7 protein-coding genes are annotated in these 17,078 nt (G+C 67.8%); 3 read left to right on the forward strand and 4 right to left on the reverse strand.

The window, feature by feature from the left end; translation table 11 throughout:
* Nucleotides 1–24 precede the first annotated feature (24 nt).
* Nucleotides 25–2,649 carry an alanine--tRNA ligase gene (alaS, locus tag FFI97_RS09100; protein WP_139701723.1) on the reverse strand — a complete coding sequence of 875 codons (2,625 nt, stop codon included), beginning with the start codon at nucleotides 2,647–2,649 and terminating at the stop codon, nucleotides 25–27.
* Nucleotides 2,650–2,910: 261 nt separating this feature from the next.
* Between alaS and FFI97_RS09105 the strand changes: the two genes are divergently transcribed.
* From FFI97_RS09105 to FFI97_RS09115, 3 genes are all read left to right on the forward strand, one after another.
* On the forward strand, nucleotides 2,911–3,732 hold the full coding sequence (locus FFI97_RS09105; RefSeq protein ID WP_139701724.1) for a ferritin-like domain-containing protein: 822 nt from the start codon (nucleotides 2,911–2,913) through the stop codon (nucleotides 3,730–3,732).
* A 731-nt stretch (nucleotides 3,733–4,463) separates the two neighbouring features.
* Nucleotides 4,464–4,700 carry a hypothetical protein gene (locus tag FFI97_RS09110; protein WP_062474563.1) on the forward strand — a complete coding sequence of 79 codons (237 nt, stop codon included), beginning with the start codon at nucleotides 4,464–4,466 and terminating at the stop codon, nucleotides 4,698–4,700.
* A gap of 3 nt (nucleotides 4,701–4,703) precedes the next feature.
* Complete coding sequence (locus tag FFI97_RS09115) at nucleotides 4,704–5,498, forward strand: winged helix-turn-helix domain-containing protein (RefSeq protein ID WP_235944108.1); 795 nt, start codon at nucleotides 4,704–4,706, stop codon at nucleotides 5,496–5,498.
* A 39-nt stretch (nucleotides 5,499–5,537) separates the two neighbouring features.
* Here the strand turns inward: FFI97_RS09115 and FFI97_RS09120 are convergent, their stop codons facing one another.
* The 3 genes from FFI97_RS09120 to FFI97_RS09130 are packed head-to-tail and all read right to left on the reverse strand — an operon-like array spanning nucleotide 5,538 to nucleotide 17,043.
* Nucleotides 5,538–5,975: a hypothetical protein gene (locus FFI97_RS09120; protein ID WP_095744971.1), complete on the reverse strand. Its 438-nt coding sequence runs from the start codon at nucleotides 5,973–5,975 to the stop codon at nucleotides 5,538–5,540.
* A gap of 2 nt (nucleotides 5,976–5,977) precedes the next feature.
* Nucleotides 5,978–6,838 carry an OmpA family protein gene (locus FFI97_RS09125; protein ID WP_139701725.1) on the reverse strand — a complete coding sequence of 287 codons (861 nt, stop codon included), beginning with the start codon at nucleotides 6,836–6,838 and terminating at the stop codon, nucleotides 5,978–5,980.
* A 26-nt stretch (nucleotides 6,839–6,864) separates the two neighbouring features.
* Nucleotides 6,865–17,043 carry a hypothetical protein gene (locus FFI97_RS09130; protein WP_260684946.1) on the reverse strand — a complete coding sequence of 3,393 codons (10,179 nt, stop codon included), beginning with the start codon at nucleotides 17,041–17,043 and terminating at the stop codon, nucleotides 6,865–6,867.
* Nucleotides 17,044–17,078: the final 35 nt, after the last annotated feature.

Genomic DNA, 17,078 nt, shown 5'->3' on the forward strand with positions numbered 1-17,078 from the left:
TGTGGGAAGTGAGCGGGAAGGACCTCAGGTCCGTTGGGCGACCCAGGCCTGCACCGATTGCAGCGCGGCCGGCAGGCCCGCGGCGTCGGTGCCGCCGGCCATGGCCATGTCGGGCTTGCCGCCGCCCTTGCCACCGACCTGCTGGGCCACGAAGTTGACCAGCTCGCCGGCCTTGACCTTGGCGATGCTGTCGGCCGTGACGCCAGCGGCGATCTGCACCTTGTCGCCGTCGACGGCAGCCAGCACGATGGCGGCGGTCTTCAGCTTGTCCTTGAGCTTGTCCATGGTGTCGCGCAGCGTCTTGGCGTCGGCGCCGTCGAGCTTGGCCGCGAGCACCTTGATGCCGTTGACGTCCACCGCCTGCGCGATGAGCTCGTCACCCTTGGACGATGCGAGCTTGCCCTTGAGCGCGCCCACTTCGCGTTCGAGCGTCTTGACCTGCTCGAGCACCTGCGAGAGGCGGCCCTGCAGCTCGGCGGCCGGCGACTTGAGCGTGGCGGCCACGCTGTGCACGGTCGACTCGAGGTCCTGCAGGTACGACAGCGCGTTGGCGCCCGTGACGGCTTCGATGCGGCGCACGCCGGCGGCCACGCCGCCTTCGCTGACGATCTTGAACAGGCCGATGTCGCCCGTGCGGCCCACGTGGGTGCCGCCGCACAGTTCGCGGCTGGTGCCGATGTCGAGCACGCGCACGGTCTCGCCGTACTTCTCGCCGAACAACATCATGGCGCCGGTCTTCTGGGCCGATTCGAGGTCCATCACGCAGGCTTGCGTGGGCGCGTTGTCCAGGATCTCGGCGTTGACGCGCTTTTCGATCTCGAGGATCTGCTCGCGCGTGACGGGTGCGTTGTGCGCGAAGTCGAAGCGCGTCTTGTCGGCGTCGACCAGCGAGCCCTTCTGCTGCACGTGGTCGCCCAGCACTTCGCGCAGGGCCTTGTGCATCAGGTGGGTGACCGAGTGGTTGCGCATGGTGGCGGCGCGGCGCGCGGTGTCGACCGCGGCCTTGACCGTGTCGCCGACCTTCAGCGTGCCTTGGGTCTGCGTGCCGTGGTGGCCGAACACGTCGGCCTTGATCTTCTGCGTGTCGTCGACGCCGAACTGCACGCCTTCGGCCACGAGCACGCCCTGGTCGCCGACCTGGCCGCCGCTCTCCGAATAGAACGGCGTGGTGTCGAGCACCACGATGCCGCTCTGGCCTTCCTTCAGCGCGTCGACGGCCACGCCGTCGAGGTACAGCGCGACGACCTTGGCGTTTTCTTCGAGGTGGTCGTAGCCGGTGAAGGTGTTGCCCGCGCCGGCGTACTCGACGTTGCGGTCCATCTTGAACTTGCCGGCGGCACGGCCCGCGGCCTTCTGCTTTTCCATGGCGGCGTGAAAGCCCGCTTCGTCGACGCTCAGGCCGCGCTCGCGGCACACGTCGGCCGACAGGTCGAGCGGGAAGCCGTAGGTGTCGTGCAGCTTGAAGGCGACGTCGCCCGGCAGCACCTTGGCATCGCCGGCCAACGCCGCGTCGAGGATTTCCATGCCGTTGGCCAGCGTTTCGAAGAAGCGTTCTTCTTCGGCCTTCAGCGTGTCGATGATGCGTTTCTCGTCGGCCACCAGCTTGGGGTACGCGTCGCCCATGAGCTTCACGAGGTCGGGCACCAGCTTGTGGAAGAAGGGCTTCTTCTGGCCCAGCTTGTAGCCGTGGCGGATGGCGCGGCGCACGATGCGCCGCTGCACGTAGCCGCGGCCTTCGTTCGAGGGAATGACGCCGTCGGCCACCAGGAAGGAGGTGGCGCGGATGTGGTCGGCGATCACGCGCAGCGAGTTGTTCGACAGGTCCTGCGTGCCGGTCTCGCGGCCGGCGGCCTTGATGAGCGCGTCGAAGATGTCGATTTCGTAGTTGCTGTGCACGTGCTGCAGGATCGCCGCCAGGCGCTCCAGGCCCATGCCGGTGTCGACGCAGGGCGCGGGCAGCTTCTTGACCGAGCCGTCGGGCTGCATGTCGAACTGCATGAACACGTTGTTCCAGATCTCGATGTAGCGGTCGCCGTCTTCATCGGGCGAGCCGGGCGGGCCGCCGGGGATCTCGGGGCCGTGGTCGTAGAAGATCTCGGAGCACGGGCCGCACGGGCCTGTGTCGGCCATCATCCAGAAGTTGTCGGACATGTAGCGTCCGCCCTTGTTGTCGCCGATGCGCACGACGCGCTCGGGCGGCAGGCCGATTTCCTTGGTCCAGATGTCGTAGGCCTCGTCGTCCTCGATGTAGACGGTGGCCCAGAGCTTTTCGGCCGGCAGCTTGTAGACCTGGGTCAGCAGCTCGAAGGCCCACTTCAGCGAGTCGCGCTTGAAGTAGTCGCCGAAGCTCCAGTTGCCCAGCATCTCGAAGAAGGTGTGGTGGCGCGCGGTGTAGCCCACGTTCTCGAGGTCGTTGTGCTTGCCACCGGCACGCAGGCAGGCCTGCACCGAGGCGGCGCGCACGTAGGGGCGCTTGTCTTCGCCGAGGAACACGTCCTTGAACTGGACCATGCCCGAGTTCGTGAACATGAGCGTCGGGTCGTTGCCCGGCACCAGCGAGCTCGAAGGCACCACCGTGTGGCCCTTGGAGGCGAAGAAATCGAGAAAGGTCTTGCGGATGTCCGCGACCGTGAATGTGGGCTGGCTCATCTTTGGATTTCGTCTGCTGTCGGGGGCGGCCTGGCGATGGCGACCCTGCGTCGAAACCACTGCGTTGAACCGGCCTAACTGCTTGATTTGCTTGAACAATCGATTATAGGTTTGCGCATGGTGCCCGGGCCCGCCGCGGGCCTTGCGCACGCGCGATCCGGGAGCCGGGGCTAATATGGACGGCTGAAGCGGTGCGCGCCCTCCCCGGCTGCAGCCTGTTTCTTCCCTGTTTTCATCGGCAACATGAATCAAGGAGCACGCATGGCGGGTCAGGCGTCGGAACACTGGAAGATCGAAGACCTCGATTTCTCCCGCATCGCACGCGAGCAGGTGCGCACGGACGAAAACCTCTTCTACCTGGTGGCGTCGGCCTCCTTCATCGAGAGCGGCTCCGACCTGTACACGCAGAACCTGGTCGATTTCTTCCGGGGCGACGACGAGGTCACCGAGTGGCTGTCGAACCACTGGGAGCAGGAAGAGCTGCAGCACGGCCGGGCCCTGCGCGCCTACGTGGACCACGTCTGGCCCGAATTTCCCTGGGAGACCGCCTACCGCGGCTTCCTCGACGAGTACGCCACCTACTGCAAGGTCGAGCTGCTGGCCCCGACCCGCGCCCTGGAAATGACCGCCCGCTGCGTGGTCGAGACCGGCACCGCCACCTACTACCGGGCCATGGCCCGCAGCACCACCGAGCCGGTGTTGCGCGACCTCGCCACCCGCATCGCGACCGACGAGATCAACCACTACAAGCACTTCTACCGGTTCTTTCGCCGCTACCGCGCGCAGGAGCGGCTGAACCGTTTCCGCGTGATGGGCACCATCGGCCGGCGCACGCTGGAGCTGAAAAGCGAGGACGCCGACTGCGCCGTCCGCCACGTGCTGCAGGCCCGCGCCCCGCACCGCGCCGGCGACGCGGCCTACGTGCAGCAACTGAGCGCGCACATGAACCGCACCATCCGCACCCACCTGAGTCCCGCCGCCACGTTGAAGATGCTGATGCGCCCGCTGGAGCTGCCGGCCCGGGTGCAGACGGTGATCCAGTACCCGATCCGGCAGTTCATGGAGCATGTCTTCCTGCGCTGACGAGCCAAAACCCCAGAAAACGCCAGGAAACGCGCAAAAAAAACCCAGCACGATGCTGGGCTGAATCTCTGGATTGCTGTCACGCACAGAGAACCCGCACTTGAAGCGAGTCCGCAAAATTTAGGGCCCGGGCCGCCCCCGGCTTGTCGGACAACACCGACAGTTCTGCACGATCGTGCGAACCGCGGGTATCCCCGGAAGCTCGAAAAAGTGCCAAATTCTTCACACTTTTTAACTTGTCCTACGGTTACGACATTTTTCAGCTGACATGCTGGGCGCGCGTCCTCGCCGAGGATGCACTTGCTGTCACGCAACAGGGCCGCAAAAGAAGAGCTCTCTGTTTGCCTTAGAGCGCGCCCCTTCGGGGGCCCCTCGAGATACCCGCTCCGGCGGGTATTTTTTTGCCCGCCGCCGGGCCACCGCTCGCCCTACCACATCGCCATGACGGGTTTTCCCAATCCGGTGGGGACAATGTTGTGGAAAACCGTGTGTGCAGCGCGTGAAACCCTTGCCTGGCGGGGCCTGCAACGCGGTGCCTGCGAAAGAGGCAGCGAAGGTAAAAAACCCGGAAAAATATTTTTCCCGCCCGTTTTCCCCTCCGAGACCGGTCCGCCGCCGCTCCGAACGGCGCTGAAAGAATTCATCAGACTCCCACCCCGAAGCCCCCGCTAGCATTGAACGCCCCGGGCGGCCAGCCTGCGCCGCACCGGGGACCAAGGGAGCAAAACATCGTGAAGTGGATCGTGGCTGGCTTTGTGGCGCTGGTTTTCTCAGTGCTGTCGTTCAACGCATTCATCGCCAACGACCTGAGCCGCCAGACCCGCGGCAACCGGCTCATCGCCATGCTGACCGACCTGTACGGCTGGCTGATGGGCACCCTGGGCGCCGTGCCGACGGGCCTCCTGTTCGCGGCGTGCGCCGTGGGCATCGTGGTGCTGGCGGTCCGGGACGGCAAGAAGGCGTCCTGAGCCATGCCGGTGACCACGCGCGTGGCCCTGCTCGACCCGCAAGGCACCACCGGCCCCCAGCTGCTGCACAGCCTGCCCCGCCTGGGCTACGACACCCTGCGGTTCTCGAGTGCGGGCGACTTCTTTGCGTTGCTGGACAGCGGCCAGCCGATCGACCTGCTGCTCCTGGTGGTCGAGAACGAGCTGGCTTCGCGCAGCCTCTTCGCCGCCTGCAGGGCATTGAACATTCCGACGCTGCTCATCGTGCGCGACAGGCGCTGGGAGCAGCTCATGCCCTGGCGCGACGCGCCGGGCTGGGACGACTTCATCGAGCTGCACGGCGCCGGCATCGACGACGCCATCAACGAACTGGCCTGGCGCATGCGCACCCTGCTGCTGCGCGCCCGGCAGGCCGCGCAGACCGCCAGCCTCGGCGCGGCGAGCTGGGGCCCCTACCGTTTTCTCGACATGGCCCACACGGTGCTGCTGCACGAGCGGCGCATCCGCCTGCAGCCGCGCCAGTACGCCTTTGCCGTCACGCTGTTCCGCAACGCCGGGCAGGTGATCACGCGCGAGTGGCTGTGGCAGTCGATCTGGGACAAGACCACGCCCTACGAAGGCACGCGCGTGCTGGACGTGTGCGCGGCCAACATCCGCAAGCGCCTGGACCTGTGCGCCGCGAACGGCTACGAGCTGCGCGCGGTCTACAAGCAGGGCTACCGGCTGGTGTCGGTGTTGCCTGGGCGCGAACCCGTCAAGGAGAGGGAGTTCACGCGAAGAGGCCGGCCACGCCATGCCGCCCTTGCCGTGAATTGCTGACAGGCCCGGCCCTGCATCGGGCCGGGCCCCGGGCGCGCGTCAGGCGTCCGCCCCCACGCGAATCAGACGCGCCGGCTTCAGCCGGCCGTCCAGCGACGCCAGCCAGGCGCCCAGGTCTTCGTTCGACACGGGCGTCAGCAGCAGCTCGAAGGAACGCTGCGCGCGCACCGCGACGGGCACCGACTCCACGCTCTCCAGCTCCGAGCGGTGCGTGAGGTACAGCAGCGGCAGCATCCAGTCGGCCGCCTGGTGCATGGCGGGCACGCGCGCCACCGTCTTCTGCGCGTCGGCGTGCAGCCCCACGATGACCCCATCGAAGCGCTGGCCCACCTCCAGCGCCTGGATCAGGTCGGCGATGCGCACGAAGGGAATGAAGTCGGCCCCCAGCGCCGTCAGCGAGTTGCCGGTACAGGCGCGCTGCAAGGCGTCGGAATCGACCAGCGCGATCCGGTACCCCGAGGGAGCAGGCGCGTTCATCGTCACTGCTCCCCTGCGATGTCGAGCTCGACGCGCCGGTTGGGCTGCAGGCACTGCAGCAGCGCCGGCGTGCTGCGGCTGCCTTCGCAGTCGGACACCACCGGCTGGCGCTTGCCCATGCCCGCGGTGCGGATCAGCTTGCGGTCCAGCCCCTGCTGCACCAGCAGGTCGCGCACGGTGTTGGCGCGCTCCAGCGACAGCGCCTCGTTGTAGGCGTCTCCGCCCAGCCGGTCGGTGTGGCCGGTCACCACGATGTAGTGCAGCGAGCGGAAGTTGTTGCGCAGCTCGACCGCCAGGTGCTCCAGCCGCGCGCGGCCCGCGGGCTGCAGGTCGGTGAGCGAGGCGCCGTCGAAGCGGAACAGGCCGTCGGCATTGAGCGTGACCTTCTGCGGCGGCGCCAGCTTGGTGCTGGCCGGGATCGGCGTGGCCGCCGGCGGCTGCGCGAGCAAGGCGCAGTCGGGGTTCTTCCACCAGCCGCCGGTCATCAGTTCGCTGCCGTTGAAACGCACCATGTACTGGCAGGTGACGTGCTCGCTGCCCTTGCCCGTGTAGAAGTGGAAGATGTAGTTCCACTCGCGCACGCCCCACAGGCCTTCGCTGAAGTGCGGCCAGCCCAGCAGCTCGCGCAGCTGGTCCTTGCCCATGCCGGGGCGCACGCGCTGGAACTTCTCGGTGCCCGGGAAGGCGCCCTGCTTCCACTTGGCGCTGTCCAGCGCCGGAAACTCCTCGGGCCTGGGCGCTGCGGGCTTCTCGGCCGCTGCGCGCGCCTGCGCGTCCTTGTCGATGGCGGCGCCGGGCGAGGCGCAGCCCTGCAGGGCCGCGAGCAAGGCCGCCAGTGCGACGGCGGACAGGGTTCGGTTCATCTGCTTCATTCTTTTTCTCTCCCGCTTCAATTGAAGACCCACTCGGCACCGACCGTGGCCGCGGCCCCGGCGCGGCTCATGCCCACGCCGCCGGTCACGCTCCAGCCGTTGTTCTCGGCCGTGCGGCGGAAGCTGATGCCCACCGCGCTCTCGCCCTTGAACGTGCCGTAGCCCACGCGCATCACCGTCTTGCCCGGCACCGAGGTGCCCGGCATCTGCACGGCCATGGCGGCGGCCACGCCGGCATACGCGTTCTTGGCGGTGTTGCGCAGCTCGTTGCCCAGCGCGTTGGTGCGCGCGTCGGTGTAGGCCATGCCGGCGGCGCCGGCCTGGTTCAGCTGCTGCACGTTGACCGCGTCGGTGGGCGCCACGCCCGGCGCCACGTTCTGCACCGTGACGGGGCCAGTGGAGGCCCCGTTGCCCATGGTCACGCTGTTGTAGTTGACGCTGCCGTCCACGTTCGTGTCGTAGCGCACCGCGCTTTGCTGCACGGCCTGCAACTGGCGCACGTTCACCGCGTCGGTGGCCTGCGTGCCGCCGGCCACGTTGGTGATCTGGCGTTCGTTGCCGGCCGCACCGACCGACACCGCGCCCTGCGCCGACTGCACCACGGTGTTCGAGAACATCTCGCGCTGCCCGTTCATGCCCGCACGGTTGGCCACCGCGCCGTCGCCCAGCGCCACGCTGTTGGCCGTGCTGGCCGTGCTGTTGGCACCCAGCGCGATGCTGCCGGCCGCCTTGGCCTGCGCGTTGTTGCCGGTGGCGATGGCGTTGTTGCCCAGCGCGACCGCGTTCGGCCCGATGGCCACGCTCTCGGCGCCGGCGGCGTTCGAGTCGGCCGCCTTCGAGTTGGCGTGGAAGTACTTGATGCCACCACCACCGGTGGTCATGTTGTTGATCGCCTGGTTCGTCGCGTACAGCTGGCTGCCGTTCACCGCGTCGGTGCTGGTGGCGCTGATCTCGCCGGCCGCGACGTTGGTGAGCTGGCGCTCGGCATCCTTCGAACCGACGCTGACCACGCCCACCGGCTTGGTGCCTGCGAACTGGTAGGTCGTGCCCTGAAGCGTGACCTCCTTGGTGGGCTTGGCCTCCGCCGTGGTGGCGTCGTTGCCCAGCGCGACGCTGTTCTTCGTGGTGACCACGGCACCGGTGCCGATGGCCACGCCCTGGTCGGCCTTGACGGCCGCGCCCGAGCCCACCGCCGTGCTGTCGGTGCCCGTGGACGTGGGCGCCACGTAGGTCGTCGGCGACCCGGTGATCCACTTGCTGCCCGCCGCCGCGGCCTGGCTGGCCACCGCCTGCAGCTGCGCCACGTTCACGGCGTCGCTCGGCGCACTGCCGGCGGCCACGCCGGTGATCTGGCGGAACACGCCGTGGGCGGCGTCGCCCACGCCCACCGCACCCGTGGTGCTGGTGGTGGCGGCGATGGCGTCCGCCTGCGCGGCGGTTGCCTCCGGCGGCACATAGCCCTTCACGCCGGCCGCGCGGTCGGCCACCGAGCCTGCGCCCAGGGCCGCGCCACCGGCCACGGTCGCCGTGCTGCCTGCGCCCACGGCCACGCTGACGTCGCCGGCCGCGGCGCTCAGCGCGCCCATCGCGACGCTCGCCACGCCCGAGGCGTTCGATGCCATGCCCGCGGCCACGCTGCCATTGCCGCCGGCCCGTGCCCAGGCGCCGAAGGCGGCGCTGTCGATGCCGTCGGCAGTCGAGAAGTAGCCCACCGCCGTGCTGCGGTCGCCCATCGCCCAGGCGGCATTGCCGATCGACGTGGCGCTGATGCCCGCGGCCTGCGCCGCCGTGCCCATGGCCAGGGCGTTGACAGCCGTCGCCTGCGCGTCCTTGCCCGCGGCGATCGCGTCGGCGCCCGTGGCCCCGTCGTTGTTCTCGTTGCCGCCGCCGGTCGAGTTCACGCTGTAGTACTTGGTCTTGCTCTCGGCGACCGTGTCCTTGAGCTGGCTGACGTTCACCGCGTCGGTGCCGGCCACGCCCGGCGCCACGTTGGTGATCACCTTGCCGCCCGCGTCGACGCCCGCCGTGGTCACGCTCGGACCGCCGACGATGGTCAGGCCGGTGGCACCGAGCGTGACGTTCGGGCCGACGGTCACGCCGGCGTTGTTCATCACCGTGTCGCCGGTGGTCACGCTGTCGAACTTCACGTCCTTGGCCGTGGCCACGGTCAGCGTGTTGCCGTTGCGGGTGACGACCATGTTGTCGCCATTGGCGAAATTGGCCGTGCCGCCGGGTGCGATGTTCTGCGGCGTCGCCTCGCCGTTCGCGCTCAGGTTCCAGCCCTTGCTGGCCGTGGCATCGACCAGCTTGAGCTGCTCTTCGGTGGCCGCGCGGCCCACGGTCGCAAAGCTCGGGTCGGTCAGCGTCTTGTTGCTCAGGCCCTGGATGTCGTTGCTGACGCCGCTGAGCTTGACGGTGCCGCTGGTGACGCCGCCGGCTGCGACTGCGGTGGTGGTCGTGCCGTTGGTCACCGTGGTGCCCGCCGCCGTCGTCTTCGTGACGTTGCCTGCGCCGTCGTTCACCGTTAGGCCCGTCGTGTTGAGCACGCTCTGGCCCACGGTCACGCTGTTGTTGACCTTCACGTCGTCGGCCAGCTTGAAGTCCAGGTTGCTGCCGGTGCGGGTGATGGCGATGTTGCTGTCGGAGTTGCTGAAGTCGACCTTGCCGCCTGGCGCGACATTGCCGCCCGTGGCTTCGCCGTTGGCCGCGACATTCCAGCCTGCGCTGGCGGTGTCGTTGACCTGCTTCAGTTGCTCTTCCGTCGCAGCGCGGCCCACCGTCGCGAAGCTCGGGTCGGTCAGCGTCTTGTTGCTTAGGCCCTGGATGTCGTTGCTGACGCCGCTGAGCTTGACGGTGCCGCTGGTAACGCCGCCCGCCGCGACGGCCGTGGTGGTCGTGCCGTCGTTCACGGTCAGGCCCGTGGTGTTCAGCACGCTCTGGCCGACCGTCACGCTGTTGTTGACCTTCACGTCGTTGGCCAGCTTGAAGTCGAGATTCGTGCCGCTGCGGGTGATGGCGATGTTGCTGTCCGAGTTGCTGAAGTCGACCTTGGCGCCCGGTGCTACGTTGCTGCCGGCGGCTTCGCCGTTCGCTGCCACGTTCCAGCCTGCGCTGGCGGTGTCATTGACGATCTTGAGCTGCTCTTCCGTGGCCCCACGGCCCACGGTCGCGAAGCTCGGATCAGTCAGCGTCTTGTTGCTCAGGCCTTGGATGTCATTGCTGACGCCGCTCAGGTTGACCGTGCCGCTGGTCACGCCGCCGGCCGCAACGGCCGTGGTCGTCGTGCCGTTGTTGACCGTCAGACCCGTGGTGTTGAGCACGCTCTGTCCCACCGTCACGCTGTTGTTGACCTTCACATCGTCAGCCAGCTTGAAGTCGAGGTTCGTGCCGCTGCGGGTGATCGCGATGTTGCTGTCCGAATTGCTGAAGTCGACCTTGCCGCCAGGCGCGACGTTGCCGCCCGTGGCTTCGCCGTTGGCCGCGACACTCCAGCCTGCGCTGGCGGTGTCGTTGACCTTCTTCAGTTGCTCTTCGGTCGCTGCACGTCCCGCCGTCGCGAAGCTCGGATCGGTCAGCGTCGTGTTGCTGAGCCCCTTGATGTCGTTGGTGACACCGCTGAGGTTCACGCTGCCGCTGGTCACGCCGCCTGCTGCCACCGCAGTGGTCGTGGTGCCGTTGTTGACCGTCAGGCCGGTGGTGTTGAGCACGCTCTGGCCGACCGTCACGCTGTTGTTGACCTTGACGTCATCCGCCAGCTTGAAGTCCAGGTTCGTACCGCTTCGCGTGATGGCGATGTTGCTGTCCGAATTGCTGAAGTCGACCTTTCCGCCCGGCGCGACATTGCTGCCCGTGGCTTCGCCGTTGGCCGCGACATTCCAGCCTGCGCTGGCGGTGTCGTTGACCTTCTTCAGTTGCTCTTCAGTGGCCGCACGCCCCACGGTTGCAAAGCTCGGGTCGGTCAACGTCGTGTTGCTGAGACCCTGAATGTCGTTGGTGACACCGCTGAGGTTCACGCTGCCGCTCGTCACACCGCCGGCCGCGACCGCGGTGGTGGTCGTGCCGTTGTTGACCGTCAGGCCCGTGGTGTTGAGCACGCTCTGGCCCACCGTCACGCTGTTGTTGACCTTGACGTCATCCGCCAACTTGAAGTCGAGATTCGTGCCGGTGCGCGTGATCGCGATGTTGCTGTCGGAGTTGCTGAAGTCGACCTTGCCGCCAGGCGTCACATTGCCACCCGTGGCCTCGCCGTTGGCCGCCACGTTCCAGCCTGCGCTGGCCGTGTCGTTGACGATCTTGAGCTGCTCTTCAGTGGCCGCACGGCCCACCGTCGCAAAGCTCGGATCGGTCAGCGTCTTGTTGCTCAGCCCTTGGATGTCGTTGGTCACGCCGCTCAGGCTGACCGTTCCACTGGTCACACCGCCAGCAGCCATCGTCGTGGTGGTCGTGCCGTTGGTCACGGTGGTGCCCGTCGCCGACGTCGTCGTGACGTTGCCCGCGCCGTCGTTCACGGTCAGGCCCGTCGTGTTCAGCACGCTCTGGCCCACCGTGACGCTGTTGTTGACCTTGACGTCGTCAGCCAGCTTGAAGTCGAGGTTCGTACCGCTTCGCGTGATCGTGACGTTGCTGTCCGAATTGCTGAAGTCGACCTTGCCGCCCGGCGCGACGTTGCCTCCCGTGGCTTCGCCGTTCGCCGCCACGTTCCAGCCTGCGCTGGCCGTGTCATTGACGATCTTGAGCTGTTCTTCCGTGGCCCCACGGCCCACGGTCGCAAAGCTCGGGTCGGTCAGCGTCTTGTTGCTCAGGCCCTGGATGTCGTTCGTCACGCCGCTCAGGTTGACCGAGCCACTGGTCACGCCGCCTGCCGCGACTGCGGTTGTGGTCGTTCCGTTGTTGACCGTCAGACCGGTGGTGTTCAGCACGCTCTGGCCCACGGTCACGCTGTTGTTGACCTTCACGTCATCCGCCAGCTTGAAGTCGAGGTTCGTACCGCTGCGGGTGATCGTGACGTTGCTGTCGGAATTGCTGAAGTCGACCTTGCCGCCAGGCGTCACATTGCCACCCGTGGCCTCACCGTTCGCTGCCACGTTCCAGCCTGCGCTGGCCGTGTCGTTGACGATCTTGAGCTGCTCTTCAGTCGCTGCGCGGCCCACCGTCGCGAAGCTCGGGTCGGTCAACGTCTTGTTGCTCAAGCCCTGGATGTCGTTCGTCACGCCACTCAGGCTGACCGTCCCGCTGGTCACGCCGCCGGCAGCCATCGCCGTCGTGGTCGTGCCGTTGGTCACGGTAGTGCCCGTCGCCGACGTCGTCGTGACGTTGCCCGCGCCGTCGTTCACCGTCAGGCCCGTGGTGTTGAGCACGCTCTGGCCCACCGTGACGCTGTTGTTGACCTTGACGTCGTCAGCCAGTTTGAAGTCGAGGTTCGTACCGCTTCGCGTGATCGTGACGTTGCTGTCCGAATTGCTGAAGTCGACCTTGCCGCCCGGTGCGACGTTGCCTCCCGTGGCTTCGCCGTTCGCCGCCACGTTCCAGCCTGCGCTGGCCGTGTCATTGACGATCTTGAGCTGTTCTTCCGTGGCCCCACGGCCCACGGTCGCAAAGCTCGGGTCGGTCAGCGTCTTGTTGCTCAGACCCTGAATGTCGTTCGTCACGCCGCTCAGGTTGACCGAGCCACTGGTCACGCCGCTGGCCGCAACGGCTGTGGTCGTCGCGCCGTCGTTCACCGTCAGGCCCGTCGTGTTGAGCACGCTCTGGCCCACCGTCACGCTGTTGTTGACCTTCACATCGTCAGCGAGCTTGAAGTCGAGATCCGTACCGATGCGCGTGATCGCGATGTTGCTGTCCGAGTTGCTGAAGTCGACCTTGGCGCCCGGTGCGACATTGCCGCCCGTGGCTTCACCGTTGGCAGCCACATTCCATCCCGCATTGGCGGTCGCATCGACGGCCTTGAGCTGGCTCACGTTCACCGCATCCGTATCGACCGCGCCGGCCGCCACGTTGGTGATGCGCCGCTCGGCACCCACGCCGCCTACCGACACTTCGCCCACCGGCACCGCTCCGGCGACCGAGGTTGCGCCCGGCGGCACGTAGGCCGCGTTCGCGTTCAAGGTCGCCAGGTCCGTGGCCGTGGTGCTGTTGGCACCGAGTGCCACCGCGTTCGCGTAGGTGGCGCTGGCATCGGTGCCGATGCTGACGCCGCTGTCGCCCGTGGCCTTTGCACGGTTGCCGATGGCAACGGTGTTGCTGGCGCTGATGTTCTCGCCCGCGTTCAACCCGATCGCGACGTTGGCGCTGCCCTGCACCCCGCCGCCGGAAAGACCGCCCAGCGCCACGTTGAAGGCGCCGTTGGTGCCCTGCCCCGCGGAACTTCCGATGCCCACGTTGGAGAAACCGGTCGTGACCGCCCCGCCGTTCACGCCGATGCCGATGTTGGAGTCACCGGTGACGCGGGCGCCCGCGCTCAACCCGAGCGCAGTGTTGTTCCCGCCCGTCACCGACACTCCGGCGCTGTTGCCGACGGCCGTGTTGTCCGCTCCCGCAACCTGCCGGCCCGCGCCGTACCCGACGAAGGTGTTGTGCGAATTGCCAGCCGCCGTGCTGCCCGAGCCGGCCAAGTTGCCGACCGCCACGGTGCCCACGCCCGCGGCCACGGCATCCACGCCTGCCGCGATCGCATTGATGCCGGTCGCGCCCTTGTTGTCGTAGTTGCCGCCCTGCGTGCCGTTGTCGTTCACGCTGTAGTAATGCGTCTGCGCCGCCTTGAGCTGGCTCACGTTCACCGCATCGGTGTTGTCCGAACCGGCCGCCACATTGGTGACGCGTCGCTCCTTGCCTGCGCTGCCCACCGACACCTCGCCCACCGGCACGGCGCCAGCCACGGCCGTCGCACCTGCCGGCACGTAGGCGTTCTTGAGCGCCAGCGCCGCCGCGTCCTGCGTGGCCTTCGAATCCGCGCCGAGCGCGACACCGTTGGCCGCACTGGCCTGCGCCTGGCGGCCGATGGCAACACCGTCGTTCTTGCTGGCCACGGCGCTGTTGCCGATGCTCACCGTGTTGTCGGCGGTGATGCCACTCAACGTCGCGGGATCGACCACGCCCGCCAGGGTGCCGATGGCAACGTTGCTGTTGCCCTTGGTGCCGGCGCCCGCCGCCGCGCCGATGCCGACGTTCGTGTCGCCGACGACGGAGGAGCCCGACAGGTCGCCCATGGCGATGTTGTCGTTGCCGTTCACGGCCTGGCCCGCACTGCCGCCGATCGCGGTGTTGTAGGTGCCCTTGGTCCCGATGCCGCTGTAGACACCCATCGCCAGGTTGTAGTCGCCCTGGACGCCCTGGCCCGCCGCAATGCCGAACGCCGCATTCGAGCTGCCGGCCACGTCCTTGCCCGCAGCGGAACCCACGGCGGTGTTGCTGGAACCCACGACACCGCCACCCGCTTCGGTGCCGATGCCCACGTTGTTCTGGCCGGCCAAGCCGGCGCTGGCGCCCACGCCGGCCTGGTAGCCAATGGACACGCTGCGCTCGCCGTTGGCCTGCGCGCCCACGCCCGCCGCCAGTGCGTTGATGCCGGTGGCGCCGTCGTTGGCGTAGTTGCCGCCCTGCACGCCGTTGTCGTTCACGCTGTAGTAGTGCGTCTGGCCCGCCTTGAGCTGCGCGACGTTCACCGCATCGGTGGCTTGCGTGCCCGCCGCCACGTTCGTGATCTGCCGCGTCTGCCCGTTGCCGCCCACGCTCACCGCACCCAGCGTGCTCTTCCACGTGGCCGAAGTGTCCGTCGAGGCCAGGCCCGTGGCCGGGTCGAAGCCCGCCACGCCCTTGTCCGTGCTCGCCACCGACTTGCTGCCCAGCGCCACGCCGTCGGCCACCGTCACGCTGGTCGAATCGCCCAGTGCCGTGGCATTGGCCACGTTGACCTTGACGTTGTTGCCCAGCACGAAGGTGTTGTTCGCCGCAGCGCCCAGCGTGTTGTTGTTGCCCACGCTGTAGCTGTTGGTGCCGTCGATCACGGTCGGGTCGCCGATGGCGCCGCTGTTGTTGCCGTTGACGACGTTGCCCGTGCCGATGCTGATCGACTGCGTGCCCAGCGCCTGGGCGCCGGTGCCGATCGCGATGGCGCGCTCGGCATTGGCAAATGACTGGGTGCCCAGGGCGATCGTGTCGCTCGCCGTCGTCGGCGTGATGTTCCCGGAGGCCACATCGCCGGCAAGGCCCGCGGCCGAGCCGATCGCCAGGTTGCGGTTGCCGCTCACCAGGGCCCCTGCCGTCTGGCCGAGCGCGATGTTCTCGTTGCCGTCGGCGGCAAGACCGGCGTTCTGGCCCAGCGCCACGTTGCCATTGCCCTTGGCGATCGAGCCTGCCCCCGCACCGATGGCGAGATTCGCATCACCCTGGGTGCCAAGCCCCGCCCCCTGCCCGATCGCGGCATTGCCCGAACCCACGACGCTGGCGCCCGCCGAAGTGCCCATGCCGATGTTGCCGTCGCCCTTCACGAACGCGCCCGCGGCGAAGCCCCATGCGGCATTGCTGTCGCCCTCGGTGTTTGCGCCCGCCAGGTTGCCGAAGGCCGAGTTGGCGGTGCCCTTGGAGAAGATGCCCGCCCCCGCGCCGATGAAGCTGTTCAGGTCGCCCTCCGACGAGCTGCCGGCCGTTGCCCCGATGAAGGTGTTGCTGTTGCCCGACGCCGCCTGCCCTGCGTTGTTGCCGATGGCGGTGATGTCCGCGCCAGCGCTCTTGTTGCCGGCACCGGAGCCGATGAAGGTCCCCGTCAGCACGGTCGAATCCTTGCCTGCGCTTGCGCCGATTGCCACCGTGCCGCCCTTGGCGGCAGAGGCCTGGGTTCCGATCGCCACGCCGTTCGCGCCGGCCGCGTTGGCCTGGTAGCCCTGCGCAATCGCATAGTGGCCGCCGGCCGTCGCGCCGTGGCCCATGGCGGTCGCATGGTCCCCGCCGGCCTTGGCATCGACGCCCGAGGCGATGGCGTTGAGGCCCGTGGCGCCCTTGTTGTCGTAGTTGCCGCCCGCAACGCCGTTGTCGTTCACGCTGTAGTAATGCGTGGTCGCGGCTGCCTGTGCTGCCTTCAACTGCGCCACGTTCACCGCATCGCCGTTCTCGGTGCCGGCTGCCACACCGGTGATCTGGCGGTACTTGCCGTTGGCGGCATCGCCCACGCTCACCGCCGCCAACGTGCTGTTGGTCGCATTGATGGCCGTCTTCTGAGCCGCAGTTGCGCCAGCGGGCACGTAACCCGCGCGGGTCGCATCGTCGGTGAAGGACTTGATGTCGGCCACCGCGCTCGAGCCCAGTGCCACGCCGTCGGCCACCTTGGCCGTTGCGCTCGACCCCAGTACCGCCGCCCGGTCCGCGCCTTGGTCGATGGTGTTGTTCGCGCCGAGGGCGACGGCCTCATTGGCCTTCACGGTGTTTCCATAGCCGACGGCAGTGGAGCGTTCACCGCCTTCGGGCAGCGTGCCGCCGCCGTTCCACAAGCCCAGCGTGTTGCCGGAGCCGATGGCGGTGGAGTCCACGCTGCTTGAATTGGCAGTGTTCCATTTGCCCACGGCGGTGCTTGACTCGCCGTCGGCGGCATTGCCTGTACCTACCGCGGTCGCGTTGTCGCCGCGAGCCACGTTGGCGCCGCCGAGTGCGGTCGCGTAGACGCCTTCCGCAACGCTTTGCGCCCCGGCCGCCATGGAATAAAGGTTCGTCGCGCGGGAAAACACGCCCATGGCAAGCGTCAAGTCACCTGTCGCTTCATTCCCATACCCGAAGGCCGAGCCGGCGTTGCCTGCCGCGTTGCTGTGGCCGACCGCCACACCGCTCTCTCCCCAGGCGTTGTTCCCCGAGCCGAGCGCCACGGCGTCTGTCTGGAGCGCCTTGTTGTTGAAACCCATCGCAACGGCCGGCCTGACGGTATTCATGGAATTTCCGACCGCCACATTGGCGCGACCGACCGCAACGTCATTCGCATACTTGGCGCTGCTGCCATAGCCGATCGCGGTCGATCCGTCGCCCGTCGCAACGGCGTCGGTACCGATGGCAATGGCATTGGCGCCGCTGGCCTTCGTCCCCTGCGAGCCGAGAGCAATGGCGTTCGCACCCAGGTTGGCGGACACCCAAGCCGTCAGGGCGGTGAAATCGGGGTTGGGCCCCAGGTCGGGAACACCGCTCACCGTGGCAAAGCCGCCGGTAGCGTTGGGCACATTGCAGGTCCATGTGCCGGAGCCCCGGACAGGGC

Origin of the sequence: Variovorax sp. KBS0712, assembly GCF_006323185.2 — a bacterium.
Taxonomy (GTDB): Bacteria; Pseudomonadota; Gammaproteobacteria; order Burkholderiales; family Burkholderiaceae_C; genus Variovorax; species Variovorax boronicumulans.

Bases quoted from the DNA above. Each gene is read 5' to 3' on its own strand.
- alaS (WP_139701723.1), bottom strand. From the start codon at position 2,649: ATGAGCCAGCCCACATTCACGGTCGCGGACATCCGCAAGACCTTTCTC.
- FFI97_RS09105 (WP_139701724.1), top strand. From the start codon at position 2,911: ATGGCGGGTCAGGCGTCGGAACACTGGAAGATCGAAGACCTCGATTTC.
- FFI97_RS09115 (WP_235944108.1), top strand. From the start codon at position 4,704: ATGCCGGTGACCACGCGCGTGGCCCTGCTCGACCCGCAAGGCACCACC.
- FFI97_RS09120 (WP_095744971.1), bottom strand. From the start codon at position 5,975: ATGAACGCGCCTGCTCCCTCGGGGTACCGGATCGCGCTGGTCGATTCC.
- FFI97_RS09125 (WP_139701725.1), bottom strand. From the start codon at position 6,838: ATGAACCGAACCCTGTCCGCCGTCGCACTGGCGGCCTTGCTCGCGGCC.